7 protein-coding genes and 1 pseudogene are annotated in these 14,699 nt (G+C 61.8%); 4 read left to right on the forward strand and 4 right to left on the reverse strand.

Going from position 1 to position 14,699, the window contains the following annotated elements; translation table 11 throughout:
• Window positions 1–101: 101 nt before the first annotated feature.
• From pepN to BUE09_RS15130, 3 genes are all read left to right on the forward strand, one after another.
• Complete coding sequence (gene pepN / locus BUE09_RS15120) at window positions 102–2,759, forward strand: aminopeptidase N (protein WP_073301939.1); 2,658 nt, start codon at window positions 102–104, stop codon at window positions 2,757–2,759.
• A 285-nt stretch (window positions 2,760–3,044) separates the two neighbouring features.
• Window positions 3,045–4,136 carry a WD40/YVTN/BNR-like repeat-containing protein gene (locus BUE09_RS15125; protein WP_073301942.1) on the forward strand — a complete coding sequence of 364 codons (1,092 nt, stop codon included), beginning with the start codon at window positions 3,045–3,047 and terminating at the stop codon, window positions 4,134–4,136.
• 12 nt (window positions 4,137–4,148) lie between these two features.
• Entirely contained in the window at window positions 4,149–6,503 is a 2,355-nt protein-coding gene (locus BUE09_RS15130) for an efflux RND transporter permease subunit (RefSeq protein WP_073301944.1), read from the forward strand.
• Window positions 6,504–6,851: 348 nt separating this feature from the next.
• Here the strand turns inward: BUE09_RS15130 and cobA are convergent, their stop codons facing one another.
• From cobA to BUE09_RS15145, 3 genes and pseudogenes are all read right to left on the reverse strand, one after another.
• Window positions 6,852–7,589, reverse strand: coding sequence for a uroporphyrinogen-III C-methyltransferase (cobA, locus tag BUE09_RS15135; RefSeq protein WP_073301946.1), 738 nt, complete (start codon window positions 7,587–7,589; stop codon window positions 6,852–6,854).
• A gap of 65 nt (window positions 7,590–7,654) precedes the next feature.
• Window positions 7,655–10,351, reverse strand: a complete 2,697-nt coding sequence (locus BUE09_RS15140; RefSeq protein WP_073301947.1) for a nitrate reductase — start codon at window positions 10,349–10,351, stop codon at window positions 7,655–7,657.
• Window positions 10,352–10,623: 272 nt separating this feature from the next.
• Window positions 10,624–11,907, reverse strand: a pseudogene (locus BUE09_RS15145) (NAD(P)/FAD-dependent oxidoreductase); the annotation flags it as partial.
• 731 nt (window positions 11,908–12,638) lie between these two features.
• Between BUE09_RS15145 and BUE09_RS15150 the strand changes: the two are divergent.
• Entirely contained in the window at window positions 12,639–12,959 is a 321-nt protein-coding gene (locus BUE09_RS15150; protein ID WP_073301950.1) for a hypothetical protein, read from the forward strand.
• Window positions 12,960–12,974: 15 nt separating this feature from the next.
• Here the strand turns inward: BUE09_RS15150 and BUE09_RS15155 are convergent, their stop codons facing one another.
• Window positions 12,975–14,648, reverse strand: a complete 1,674-nt coding sequence (locus BUE09_RS15155) for a bifunctional protein-serine/threonine kinase/phosphatase (RefSeq protein ID WP_073301953.1) — start codon at window positions 14,646–14,648, stop codon at window positions 12,975–12,977.
• Window positions 14,649–14,699 lie beyond the last annotated feature (51 nt).

Genomic DNA, 14,699 nt, shown 5'->3' on the forward strand with positions numbered 1-14,699 from the left:
CGCTAAGCTCAGAGTCATCCGCAGCCCGGCGTCCGGGCTGGTAGTCCATCGCCCATTCCTGCTTGAAGCTTGCCGCTTGAAGCTCAGCCGACGAGGTTTCCATGCGCACCGAACAACCGAAAGTCATTCATCTCAAGGATTATCAGGTTCCGGATTACCTGATCGATGAAACCCACCTGACCTTCGAGCTGTACGAGGACCGCACCCTGGTGCATGCGCAACTGGTCATGCGGCGCAACCCGGACGCCGGTGCCGGTCTGCCGTCCCTGCGGCTAGATGGCCAGGATCTCGAATTGCTGTCCTTGGCAATCAACGACCGACAGCTCGGCTTGGGCGACTATGAAATTGCTGAAGAAAGCCTGACGCTACAACCCGATGCGGCGAACTTCACCCTCGACAGTACAGTGGTGATTCACCCTGAAAGCAACACGGCGCTGGAAGGCCTCTACAAATCCGGCAGCATGTTTTGCACCCAATGTGAGGCCGAGGGCTTTCGCAAGATCACCTATTACCTTGACCGCCCGGATGTGATGAGCACCTTCACCACGACGGTCAGCGCCGAGAAGCAGGCCTATCCGATCCTGCTGTCTAACGGCAACCCGCTCGCGAGCGGCGAAGAAGACGACGGCCGTCATTGGGCGACTTGGGAAGATCCGTTCAAAAAGCCGGCCTATCTGTTCGCCCTGGTGGCCGGCGACCTCTGGTGCGTCGAGGACAGCTTCACCACTATGACGGGTCGCAACGTGGCGCTGCGCATTTACGTCGAGCCCGAGAACATCGACAAGTGCCAGCACGCCATGGACAGCCTGAAGAAGTCCATGAAGTGGGACGAAAAAGCCTATGGTCGTGAATACGACCTGGACATCTTCATGATCGTTGCGGTCAACGATTTCAACATGGGCGCCATGGAAAACAAGGGCCTCAACATCTTCAACTCCAGCGCCGTGCTGGCTCGCGCCGAAACGGCCACCGATGCAGCCCACCAGCGCGTTGAGGCAATCGTCGCTCACGAGTATTTCCATAACTGGTCCGGTAACCGCGTGACCTGCCGTGATTGGTTCCAGCTGTCGCTCAAGGAAGGCTTCACCGTTTTCCGCGATTCGCAGTTCTCCGCTGACATGAACTCGCCGACCGTCAAGCGCGTCGAGGATGTGTCCTACCTGCGTACTCACCAGTTCGCCGAGGATGCCGGCCCGATGGCCCACTCGGTGCGCCCGGAATCCTTCATCGAGATCTCCAACTTCTACACCCTGACCGTTTACGAGAAGGGCGCTGAAGTGGTGCGCATGATCCAGACGCTGCTGGGTGAAGAGGGCTTCCGCAAAGGCAGCGATCTCTACTTCGAGCGGCACGATGGCCAGGCGGTGACCGTCGATGATTTCGTCAAGGCGATGGAAGACGCCAATGGTGCCGACCTGACGCAGTTCAAACGCTGGTACAGCCAGGCGGGCACGCCGCGACTGGCCGTCAGTGAGCAGTACGACGCCGCCGCAAAAACCTACAGCCTGACATTCCGCCAAAGCTGCCCGCCAACGCCGGGGCAAAGCGAGAAGCTGGCGTTTGTCATCCCAGTTTCGCTGGGCCTGCTGGATGGGCAGGGCGACGAGATTGCACTACGCCTGCAAGGTGAAGACGCACCGGTCGGTACCACCCGCGTGCTGGCCGTCGACCAGCCCGAACAGACCTTCACCTTTATCGATGTGCCGGAGCAACCATTGCCTTCGCTGCTGCGTGGTTTCTCCGCGCCGGTGAAGCTGGACTTCCCCTACAACCGCGATCAGCTGATGTTCCTGATGCAGCATGACTTCGACGGCTTCAACCGCTGGGAAGCGGGCCAGCAGCTGTCGGTGCAGGTGCTGCAGGAGATGATCGGCCAGCACCAGCGCGGCGAAGCGCTGCAGCTTGATCAGCGTCTGGTCGCTGCACTGCGCAGCCAGCTCGAGGACGAAAGCCTCGATCAGGCGATGGTCGCGGAAATGCTGTCGCTGCCGAGCGAGGCCTACCTGACCGAGATCAGCGAGATCGCCGATGTCGATGCCATTCACGCCGCGCGTGACTTCGCTCGCCAGAGCATCGCCACCGCATTGTTCGAGCTGTTCTGGAAGCGTTACCAGGCCAATCGCGAGGTGTCGCGTCAGACGCCTTATGTCGCCGAAGCCAGCCATTTTGCTCGTCGCGCCTTGCAGAACATTGCGCTGTCGTACCTGATGCTGAGCGGCAAGCTGGACGTGGTGGCTGCCTGCGTCGACCAGTTCGAGCAGGCGGATAACATGACCGAGCGCCTGACGGCATTGGCGGTATTGGTCAATTCGGGCTTCGAGGCCGAGCGCGACAAGGCACTGGCTTCGTTCGCCGAGCACTTCAAGGACAACCCGCTGGTCATGGATCAGTGGTTCAGCGTCCAGGCCGGCAATACGCAACCGGGTGGTCTGGAGCGCGTCCAGCATCTGATGCAGCACCCGGCGTTCACGCTGAAGAATCCGAACAAGGTGCGTGCGCTGATCGGCGCCTTCGCCAATCAGAATCTGGTCAACTTCCACCGGGCCGATGGCGCGGGTTACCGCTTCCTCGCTGACCAGGTCATTGTGCTCAACAAGCTCAATCCGCAAATCGCTTCACGGCTGCTGGCGCCGTTGACCCGCTGGCGCAAGTACGATGGTGGTCGTCAGGGACTGATGAAGACCGAGCTGGAGCGCATCCTGGCGTCCGGTGAGTTGTCGAGTGATGTCTACGAGGTGGTGAGCAAGAGCCTTGCCTGATCAGGGCTGCGGCTCGAGTCAATGAGTGACGAAAATCCCGCGCTTGGCGCGGGATTTTTTGTTTTCAGAAGGGCTAGCCAGTCGCGATCAGACATCCCCTTCCAATGCTGGAAGAGAAGGGCGCCAAGCGCCGTGCCATAAGGCATACCTATCACGCAACATCATTGAGCCATGCTTAACAAAACATAACGTCCAGCCAATTGCCGCCGCTTTCGAAAGCCCTATAGCATGGCCTCGCCTGCCTTCCTATGCAGGCCTTACCTAATAAGAATAAAGGGGGTATGTATGAGTGAGCCCGTCATGTGGCGCACACCGGTTGGCCGCGTGGAAAAAACGACCCGCACGCCGATGTTCCGTAGTCAATCGCCGCTGGCAAGAACGCTCTCGCTCTGCAGTGTTCTCTCCATCCTGTTTCTAGCTGCGCCTGCTCAGGCCCAAAGCCCTGCCGAGCCAGGCGTTCGCTATGCGATCGAATCGCAGAAAGCCGCCACCAGCTTACTGCTCGATATTGCCCATGCTGGCAAACGTCTGGTTGCAGCCGGTGATCGCGGCCACATCCTTTATTCCGACGACGGCGGTTCCAGCTGGACCCAAGCCAAGGTGCCCACCCGGCAGCTGCTGACGGCGGTGTATTTCGCTGACGAGCAGCACGGCTGGGCGGTCGGTCACGACGCGCTGATCCTTGGCACCACGGACGGTGGTCAGACCTGGGCGCAGCAGTACGAGAACCGCGAGGGTGAGGTGCCGCTGCTCGACGTCTGGTTCGAGAATCCGCAGCACGGTTTCGCCACCGGCGCTTACGGCGTGTTGCTGGAAACCACCGACGGCGGCAAGAACTGGGAAGACGTTGCCGACCGCCTGGACAACGAGGACGGCTCCCACCTCAATGCCATCGCCGAGATTCCCGGGTCCGGCCTGTTCATCGTCGGCGAGATGGGCGGCATGTTCCGCTCCGCTGACATGGGCGAAACCTGGGAACGCGTCGAGTCGCCCTATCAGGGCTCGTTCTTCGGCGTGGTTGGCGGCGGCGAGCCGGGTGTCGTCGTCGCGTTTGGCCTGCGCGGCAACCTGTTCCGCTCAACCGATTTCGGCGACAGCTGGCACGCGATCGAGCTGCTGGACGACGGTGATGCTGTCGAATCGGGTCTGGCTGATGGTAACCGGCTGGCCGATGGACGCATCGTCGTAGTCGGCCATGGTGGCACGGTGCTCAGCAGCGAGGACGACGGACAAAGCTTCAAGCTGTTCAGCCGGCCTGACCGGCGCTCCTTGTCGGGCGTCGTCGGCAACCCGGATGGCAATCTGGTCCTCGTCGGGCAGAGCGGCGTCCGGATCGTTTCGCCGATCGGCGCCAACCTGCCTGCACAACAACAATAAGCCGGAGCCAACATGACCAAGCATCAGCAGAAGCCGGCGTCTTTTCTCGAGCGCCTGATATTCAATAATCGACCGGCAGTGATCCTTGTCTGCCTATTGATCAGCGTGTTCCTGTTCTACCAGGCTGCCCAAGTTCGTCCTTCGACCAGCTTCGAAAAGATGATCCCGCTGGGGCATCCCTACATTCAGAACATGCTCCAGCATCGCGATGATCTGGCAAACCTGGGCAACACGGTGCGGATCTCCGTGGCAGCCAAGGACGGCGACATCTTCGCCAAGGACTACATGGAAACGCTGCGTCAGATCCATGACGAAGTGTTCTATATCCAGGGTGTCGACCGCTCCAACATGAAGTCGCTGTGGAGTCCCAGCGTCCGCTGGACCGAGGTGACAGAGCAAGGCTTCGCCGGCGGTGAGGTCATTCCGCAGACCTATGACGGGTCGCCGGAAAGTCTCGATGACCTTCGCAGCAACATCCTCAAATCCGGGCAGGTCGGTCGTCTGGTTGCCAACGACTTCAAGTCCAGCATCATCGACGTGCCGCTGATGGAGTCTTATTCGGACCCCGAAGACCGCGGCAAGCAGATCAAGCTCGACTACCAGCAATTTTCTCACGAGCTGGAAGAGAAGATTCGCGACAAGTACGAGGCGCAGAATCCGAACGTGGAGATTCACATCATCGGCTTCGCCAAGAAGGTCGGTGATCTGATTGATGGTCTGGTCGGCGTCGCGCTGTTCTTCTTTGTCGCCATTGGTATCACGCTGGCTCTGCTGCTGTGGTTCACCCGCTGCGTCAAGAGCACCATCGCGGTGGTGGTGACCACCCTGATTGCGGTGGCCTGGCAGCTTGGTCTGCTGCACACCTTGGGCTTCGGGCTCGATCCCTATTCGATGCTGGTGCCCTTCCTGGTATTCGCCATCGGTATTTCCCACGGCGTGCAGAAAATCAACGGCATCGCCATGGCTTCCGGCGAAACCGACGATCCGCTGGCAGCCGCGCGGATGGCATTCCGCCAACTGTTCATCCCCGGCATGGTGGCGCTGGCCTCCGACGCCGTCGGCTTCGTGACCCTGCTGTTGATCGATATCGGGGTAATCCGCGAACTGGCAATCGGTGCTTCGCTGGGCGTGGCGGTCATCATCCTGACCAACCTGATCCTGTTGCCGGTGGCGATTTCCTACATGGGCATCAGCCAGCGCGCAGTCAAGCAGGCTCGAGAGGAGGCCGCACGCAACCACCCGTTCTGGCGTCTGCTGTCCAACTTTGCCAACCCGATCGTCGCGCCAATCTCCATTGTGATCGCGCTGCTCGCCGTGGGTGGAGGGCTCTGGTACGGACAGAACCTGAAGATCGGCGATCTCGACCAGGGCGCACCGGAACTGCACCCGGATTCGCGCTACAACCTCGACAACGATTTCGTCATCAGCAACTACTCGACCAGTTCGGACGTGCTGGTGGTGATGGTGAAAACGGCGCCAGAGGGCTGCGCTCATTACGACACGCTCGCCGCCATGGACGAGCTGATGTGGAAAATGGAAAACACCGAGGGTGTGCAGTCGGCGGTGTCGATGGTTACCGTGGCGCGGCAAAGCATCAAGGGCATGAACGAGGGCAGCCTGAAGTGGGAGACGCTGTCGCGTAACCAGTTCGTACTGAACAGCTCCATTGCTCGTGCCGAAGGCATGTACAACAGCGATTGCTCTCTGGCGCCGGTGCTGGTGTTCCTCAATGACCACAAAGCCGAGACGCTGGAGCATGTGGTGTCCGCGGCCCGCGAGTTCGCTGAGGAAAACAACCGCGAAGGTTTGGAGTTCGTCCTGGCTGCGGGCAACGCCGGTATCGAAGCAGCGACCAACGAAGTCATTGCCGCCTCTGAAACCACCATGCTGATTGCGGTCTACGCTGCGGTGAGCTTCATGTGCCTGCTGACCTTCCGCTCCGTCGCGGCAACTCTGTGTATTGTTCTGCCGCTGGTGCTGACCTCCATTCTCGGCAACGCACTGATGGCCTTTATGGGGATTGGCGTAAAAGTCGCGACGCTGCCGGTGATTGCACTCGGGGTGGGTATCGGTGTGGACTACGGCATCTATATCTACAGCCGTCTGGAATCCTACCTGCGCCAAGGCATGACGTTGCAGGATGCCTATTACGAGACCCTGAAATCGACGGGCAAGGCGGTGATCTTCACCGGTATCTGCCTGGCGATCGGCGTGTTCACCTGGGTGTTCTCAGCGATCAAGTTCCAGGCGGACATGGGCCTGATGCTGACCTTCATGTTCCTCTGGAACATGGTCGGCGCGATCTGGCTGCTGCCTGCACTGGCGCGCTTCCTGATCAAACCGGAGAAGCTGCGGCAGAAGGTGTGATGCTCGATCCGTGAAAAAAAACCGCGACCCAAGGGTCGCGGTTTTTTTTGGAAACCCCGCTTGATCTGCAGATGACGCGCTCAGTTATGGCCGAACGTCCTTGATCAGGTGCAACTTGACCGGATAGCCTTGGGCAGGCGCGCGGAATCTAGCCTATCGGCCGCTTGGTGGGCTAAAGCCCACCCTACCTGTGCGTTACGCGGGCTGCGAATTCGCGGTTCGAACCTCAGAGTAGGGTGGGCTTCAGCCCACGGCTCCTCAGTCAGACTGTTCGGTGTATGAACCCCTACATGCTGAAACTCAGCCTCAGCTTCGACCATTTGGGCTAACCCATCACTGGTCTGCCGGTCAGGCAGTCTGGCTTAGTGACTGGGTGACGGCCTGCGCCGCAACTTCGCCGATGACCAGAATCGCGGGGCTCTTCAACCGGAACGCGGCAGCATCGGAGCACATAGCCCCCAGTTGCGAACGGCATTCGCGCTGTTGGGGCAGTGAGGCGTTTTCGATCATAGCCACTGGGGTGCCGGCAGCGAGACCGCCTTCGAGCAACCCGGTCTGAACCTGCTGCAAGCTGCTTACTCCCATATAGACGACCAAGGTGGTGCCGGTTTTCGCCAACGCATGCCACTCGGGGCTACTGCCGTCGAGCGTGTGCGCGGTGACCAGCGTTACGCCGCGCGCCACGCCGCGCTGGGTCAGCGAGATACCGCATTGGGTGGCGCCGGCCAAGCCTGCGGTAATGCCATTTACCAGCTCGACCTCGACGCCGCGCTCCGCCAGCCATTCGGCTTCTTCGCCACCGCGGCCGAAAATGCACGGATCGCCACCTTTCAGGCGCACCACGCATTTGCCCTGACGCGCGTAGCGCAGCATCAACCGATGGATGAAGGCTTGTGGTGTAGAGCGGCAGCCGCCGCGCTTGCCCACCGGGATTATCCGTGCGTTGGGGCAGTGTTCGAGAATCGCGGGATTGACCAGATCGTCGATCAGTACGATGTGCGCCTCACCCATGGCACGTACTGCCTTGAGTGTCAGCAGCTCCGGATCACCGGGCCCCGCACCCACCAGCCAGACTTTTGCGCTCATGTTTCCACCTCACCTGTTGCGCTAATCACGTCAGCGACGCGCCATGCATCGCCAGCTGTTGATGTTCACGCCACTGCCGGTTGTTTCAGCAACAGCCGCTTGATTTCCGGTACACAGGAGCCGCAGCTGGTGCCGCAACCCAGCTCCCGCTTCAAGCCGTTCAAGTCCAGACCCCGCTCGATGCCTGAGCAGATCGCGTCCTGGCTGACGTTCATGCAGTTGCACAGCGTCTTGGCGCTGCGCACGTTGCCGCCAGGCGGCGTGCTCAATGGCGCGAGCAACCAGGGACGCAGTGCCTGGTCGGCCTTGCCGTCGTGCCAGAGTTGCTTGAGCCAGTCGCGCGCGGCGGTTTCACCGGACAGACTGAGGGCGACGATGCGCCCATGCTCGATACGCACCCGCTTGCCGACGCTGCGTCGCGGGTCGTCATAGACCAGCACAGGGCCTTCATCCAGGCCGAGCAGTTGCTCAAGTTTCGCCAGTTGCGTGCGGCTAGGCGGCTCGTTGCATGCCGCGCGGATCACCAGCGCCGGCCGCTCGCGGCCGGTCAGGCTGAAGCTGGCGTAGGCGAAACCTTCGAACAGCGGGCGCAGCGCTTCGAAGCGTTTCTGCACGGATCCTTCGACGAGGGCAAAGAACTGCCATGGCAGCTCAACCTTTTCCACCTCGACCCCGGCGTGCTTGAGTTCCGGTTGCTTGGAAATCGGGTCGAAGGCCGGCAGCGTGAGGCTGTTGACGCCCAAGCCGTTGAGGAAGCGGTCACCCCAATGCATCGGCAGGAAAGCCTGGCCCGGACGTAGGCTGTCGTCCTTGTGAACCGGCAACAGCAGCTCGCCTCTGCGGCTGCGCACTTTGACCAGTTGGCCATCGATCAGGCGGCGACGGCGCATGTCGTCGCCGTTCATGCTGAGCAGCGCTTCCTCGACGTGGCCGAACAGCCGAGCGGCAGTACCGGTGCGGCTCATGCCGTGCCAGTGATCACGCAGGCGACCGGTGTTCAGGGTCAACGGAAAGCGCGCCTCGCGTTTCTCCTGCGGCGCCTGATATTGCTCGGCGAGGAAACGTGCGCGGCCGTTGTCGGTCGGGAACACGCCGTCTTCGTAGAGCCGCGGCGTGCCTTGCCGAGCAGCAGCGGGGAAGGGCCATTGCTGCGGCCCGAGACGGTCGAGCACCACGTGGCTGAGACCGGACAGGTCAAGATCGCGGCCCTGTGTGAGCAGCTTGTACTCCTCAAACAGCGCGGCTGGGTTAGTGAAGTCGAACAGGCTCGGCTCACCGGGGCGTATCAGCTTTTCCAGTCGTCGGGCGAAATCGCAGGTGATCGACCAATCCGGGCGCGCCTCGCCGGGGGCGGCGATGGCCGGACGTACATGGCTGACGCGGCGCTCGGAATTGGTCACGGTGCCTTCCTTTTCGCCCCAACTGGCGGCAGGCAGCAGCAGGTCAGCGTAGTGGCAGGTTTCCGTGGTCGAAAAGGCTTCCTGAACCACGACGAATGGGCAGCCCGCTAGGGCTTCGTGAACCCTCTCCTGATCCGGCATCGATTGCGCGGGGTTGGTGCAGGCGATCCACAGGGCTTTGATCTTGCAGCTGCGCACCGCCTCGAACAGCTCGATGGCCGAGAGACCAGCGGTATCTGGCAGTGCCGGCACGCCCCAATAGTCGGCGACCTCGGCACGATGCTCAGCATTGCCTGCCTCGCGATGGCCGGGTAGCAGGTTGGACAGGCTGCCCGTCTCGCGGCCACCCATGGCATTGGGCTGACCGGTCAGCGAAAAGGGGCCAGCGCCAGGCTTACCGATCTGTCCGGTAGCCAGGTGCAGGTTGATCAACGCGCTGTTCTTGGCGCTGCCAGCGGTGGACTGGTTGACGCCCATGCACCAGAGCGAGAGGAAGCTCGGCGCGCTGCCGATCGTGCGTGCGCAATCCTGCAGCTCGGCCACGCTGATGCCGCAGAGGTCCGCGACCAGAGCCGGGCTGTAGTCGCGCACCAGACGCTTCAGGTCCTCGAAACCGTCGGTGTGGGCTTCGATGAAATCGCGGTCGATCCAGCCTTCTCTCAGCAGCAGATGCAGGATGCCGTGGAACAGCGCGACATCCGTGCCGGGAAGAATCGCCAGATGCTGGTCGGCCAGCTCGGCGGTGTCGGTGCGGCGTGGGTCGACCACGATGATCCGCATCTCGGGTCGTTTAGCCTTGGCTTCTTCGAGGCGGCGATAAAGCACCGGGTGCGCATAGGCCATGTTGCTGCCGACGATCAATACGCAATCGCTCTGCTCGATGTCTTCGTAACTGCAGGGTGGCGCGTCGGCGCCGAGGCTGCGCTTGTAGCCGACCACGGCTGAAGACATGCATAGGCGCGAGTTGGAATCGATGTTGTTGGTGCCCACCAGCGCGCGGGCGAGCTTGTTGAACGCGTAGTAATCCTCGGTCAGCAGCTGGCCGGAGATATAGAAGGCAACGCTGTCCGGCCCGTACTCAGCGATGGTCTTGGCGAACATATTGGCGGCATGATCGAGTGCGCTGTCCCAGCTTGTACGTGCGCGGGCCAAGCCTTTGCCCAGGCGCAGTTCAGGATAGAGCGCACGGGCGTCGAGATCGCCGGTCAGGTGCAGCGTCGAACCCTTGCTGCACAGCTTGCCGTGGTTGGCTGGATGGCTGGGGTCGCCGGTGACATCAAGGACGCGCTCGCCGTCGTGCTCGATCAGCACGCCGCAGCCCACGCCGCAGTAGCAGCAGGTAGAGGCGGTTGTCTGGCGCATGGCGTCGTCTCCTCGAAAGTGTGACTTCGTAGGGTGGGCTTCAGCCCACCGTTATTTACGGGTACAGAGGTGCATCGGTGCCGTAGTTCGTGGGCTGCGGGCGGCAGACCTGCGATGTTCCAGCCGGCTCATGTGGTGGGCTGAAGCGGAGCGCCCGCCGGGGCCCCCTACGGTTGGGTCAGTGCCAGCAGCACGCGACCATTCTCGATGCGGGCCTCATGACGATGTGCGCAGCCGCCATCCGGCATCACGGCTTCGCCGCTACCGAGGTTGATCTGCCAGCTTTCGGGTGTCGTCATGGTGTTGTTCTGGCCTTGCTGGCCGGTCGCACCGATGGCGCCTTCGCCTAAGCCGGCCGTACCAAACATCAGGTGATCGCGGATTTCGCTGACGTTCTGGCCTTCGCGCACATGGCGGAGATACCAGCCTCCGTCGGACGTGTCGCCGAAGAGGCAGGCGCCGACGAGGATGTTGTTTTTGATCACGAGCTTCTTGTACACGCCGTCGATAGGGTCGGAGAGGGTGATGGTTTCGGTGCCTTCGCCGCCGATGAAGTCGCCTGCGGAGAACAGATCGATGCCGGTGACCTTGAGCTTGGTCGAGGTCACCGAACCCAGGTAGCGGGAAAAGCCGAGCATCGCCATGTGGTTCGCGCAGACCTTGGCCTGTTCGAACAGCGGCGCCACCAGGCCGTAGGCGGTGCCGCGATGGTTGGCGCACTCGCCGACTGCGTAGACGCGTGGGTCGAACGTTTGCAGGGTGTCGTTGACCAGGATGCCGCGGTTGCAGAGAATGCCGGATTTCTCCGCCAGCTCGCTGTTGGGGCGGATGCCGGCGGCCATCACCACCAGATCGGCGTCGATCACCTCGTTGTCGGCGAAGCGCACCGCTCGTACGCGTCCCTCATCGTTGCCGATCAGCTCGGCGGTCTGCTTCTGCATCTTGAAGTTGAGCCCGCGTGCTTCGAGTGCCTGCTGCAGCAGGGTGCCGGCTGTCTTGTCGAGTTGGCGCTCCATGGGCCATTCACCAATGTGCACAACCGTGACGTCCATGTCGCGCAGTTTCAGGCCGTTGGCGGCTTCTAGTCCGAGCAAACCACCGCCGATGACCACGGCGTGTTTGTGGGTCTTGGCGGTGTCCATCATCTTCTGGGTGTCAGCAATGTCGCGGTAGCCGATCACGCCGTCGAGCTGGTTGCCTGGTATCGGCAGGATGAAGGGGTTCGAACCGGTGGCGATCAACAGACGGTCATACTCGGCCTCGCTACCGTCTTCGGCGATCACGCGGCGCTTGGCGCGGTCGATCTCGACCACCTTGCGGTTGAGCATCAGGTGGATGTTGTTCTCGGCGTACCAGTTGATATCGTTGAGCACGATCTCCTCGAAGGTCTGTTCACCGGCCAGCACGGGGGAGAGCAGGATGCGGTTGTAGTTCGGGTGAGGCTCGGCACCGAACACGGTGATGTCGTAGAGCTCGGGGGCGAGCTTGAGCAGCTCTTCCAGGGTGCGTACCCCGGCCATGCCGTTGCCAATCATCACCAGTTTGAGTTTTTTCATGCCGTTCTCCGCGCCGGGCCGGGTTGTCGGTTGCTACCTGGCCATGCCTTTGAAAAATCCAAAACGAAAAAAGGCGTCCCACTGATCTCCCAGTGAGGACGCCTTTGTCCTTGTCTTCCGTATTCGGAGCCTGACCCTCTACGTTGAAGATCCGGCTTGATGTAAGCCTGACAATGCAGAGGCTGTGCCAACCTGATCTCGGTTCAGTGGCTGGCCGCGGTCAGCGCGTAGCGCGCATGCCGCACTGCGCAACGTCTTCGGCGCGCAGCCCAGCACTGACGGCGCCTGGCACGGAGCGGACCGGTACAGGCGCACGTAATGCTGCGCTGTTCTTATCGTTTCGCCAAGCCTGCGCAACCGAGCCGAAGCGACTTGCAGCTGCACCCCTATATAGCAAGCTGCGCAGTACTGGTGCGTCGGTGACTGCTGTGAGTCTTTTTGGTGGGCTGAAGCCCACCCTACGCATTGAGGCCGTGTGTCGTGACGGCTTTCGGTGGTTGAGACCCGTAGGGTGGGCTTCAGCCCACCATCACGGAGGGGTCCGCGGGCTGCATGGCGAAATTGACCGTTGACAGTCGCCGGCTCGCTTTTCTATTGTTTCGCCCATGCGCCGATTTAGTCAGCTACTTGCGGGGCGCCTGGAGCCACGGCTTCGAAATACCGCTAAAGCGCTGGTTCGGTGTCGCCTCCCACCGCTGCCCAGCGGAATCCTCGAGGCGGGACTTCTCGCAATGAATGCACTGCAACGCGCTCCTCTACGCCTGGCCCCCATCACCAGTGGGCTGGTCCGCAGCAACCCGAAAATCCTCCTTGGCGGTAGCCATCAACCTTCGTTGTTGCGCTATCTGGACGGCTGGCCGAAGCGCTGGGGCAGGCCGCGTGCATTTCAGGTTCATTTCACCGGGGTCGATGAGTCGCTCGCGCATTTCGCAACGAACAGTTTCGATCTGGCAGTGATTCAGGCGCCCGACGTCGAACGTCTCGAAGACTGCGTGCGGCAACTGACGCGCGTGGCCCGGCAAGGTTTGATCGTCCGGCGCGTGTCGGTCTGATCGCAAGGTGGTTGATTAGCTGCCTTTCGCCAACCAGACCACCAGCGTCAGATTCAGCAGCAGTGAAATCAGGGCCAGCCCACGCCAGACCTTCAGCGGCTCGCGCTCCAGCAGCGGTAGTGTTGCCGTGTTGCTGGCCAGCCGCTCCCCCTGTTCCAAGGTCAGCAGCCATTCTTCCGCAGTTTCGAAGCGCTGCGAGGGGTCAACCGCGACGGCGCGCCTGAGCATGTCATCCAGCCACTGGGGCAGATCAGGGCGATACCGGCTTGCTGGCACAGGGCTGCCGAAACGGGGCCGCTGGAAAGCCTCGACTTCGCCGTAGGGAAAACGGCCGGTCAGCAGGAAGTAGAGCGTGATGCCTGCTGCATAGAGGTCCTGCTCTCGACTGGGAGGCCCGCCGTTAAAGGCTTCCGGCGCGATATAGCTTGGTGTACCCGGAAGATGATGCGGCAGGTCGCGGGACAGACCGGGGCAATAGGCGAGGCCGAAATCCAGCAGGCGTAGCTCACCGGCGTCATCCCTGTGCAGATTTTCCGGCTTGATGTCGCGGTGCAGGATGTTGCGCCGGTGCAGCATGCCCAGTGCGCGGATCAGGCATGGGGCCATCTGCAGCCAATCGGTCAGTGCCATCGGGCCCTGCTGAGTGAATCGCTGGGCAAGGGTCTGGCCACGGTATTCACGCTGCACGTAATACAGGTGCTGGCGCTGGGGCAGTCCGTGGACTTCGGGAAAGGCACGGCCAGCGACGCGGCGCAGAAACCACTCTTCCTGCAGCAGGGCTGGCCCGGCTTCGGGTTCATCGTCGCGGCTGGCCGGCAGCGTTTTAAGCAACCAGGGCTGACCTTGCTGATCACTCACGCGGTAGACCAGCGACTGGCGCGATTCGGCCAGCAGCGAGTCGACGGTCCAGCCTTCGAATATCTGTCCGGAGCGTAGCTTGGGTGGCAACGGCCAATCTGCAAGCTGTGCGAGCGAATCGGCCAATGCCGCTTCCGGGAGCTCGTCGACCCGCAGCAGCAGGGCGCTAGCGTTGTCCTGGCTGCCGGTCTGGTGGGCTAGATGGACCAGCGCCCTAGCCGCGCTGGTCAGATCAGGTTCGGCGCTGAGCACATTCCGGATATCGCCTTCGGTGGTGCTGGCCCAGACACCATCACTCAGCAGCAAAAAGGATTCGCCGAGGCGCAGCTCACCGTCGAGGTAATCCACCACCAGATGCTGGTCCAGGCCCATGGCGCGCTTGAGCACGTGCTGCATGTTTGGCTGTTCCCATACGTGGTCTTCACTGAGCCGCTGCAGCTCGCCATCGAGCCAGCGATAGGCGCGACAGTCGCCGACATGGGCCAGGGTGAAGCGTCGACCGCGCAGCACAAGCGCGGTCAGGGTGGTCAGCAGAGGCCGGCCGCCACCATTGGCCTGCAGCCAACGATTTTGTGCGACCAGCACTCGGTCCAGCGATTGCGCGACAGCCCAGGTTTCCGGTGTGGCGTAGTAATCGGTCGCCAGCGCCTGCAGAGTTGCGCGTGCCGCCAGGCCACCGTCTGCACACTGACTGACGCCATCGGCGATGGCGAACAGCGCCCCCTTGCTCGCGGCAAGGCCCGGAGTCGGCGTCACAATCCGCACGGCGTCCTGGTTTTCTTCACGCGGGCCAGTGGTGGTGGCTTCACCAAACGACAGCTGCAAGGGCATGGGCGAGACTCCAGATGGCGCGCCTGCAAAATGAACGACGAAGGCAGGCCC

It is taken from the genome of Stutzerimonas xanthomarina DSM 18231, from assembly GCF_900129835.1.
Classification (GTDB): Bacteria; Pseudomonadota; Gammaproteobacteria; order Pseudomonadales; family Pseudomonadaceae; genus Stutzerimonas; species Stutzerimonas xanthomarina.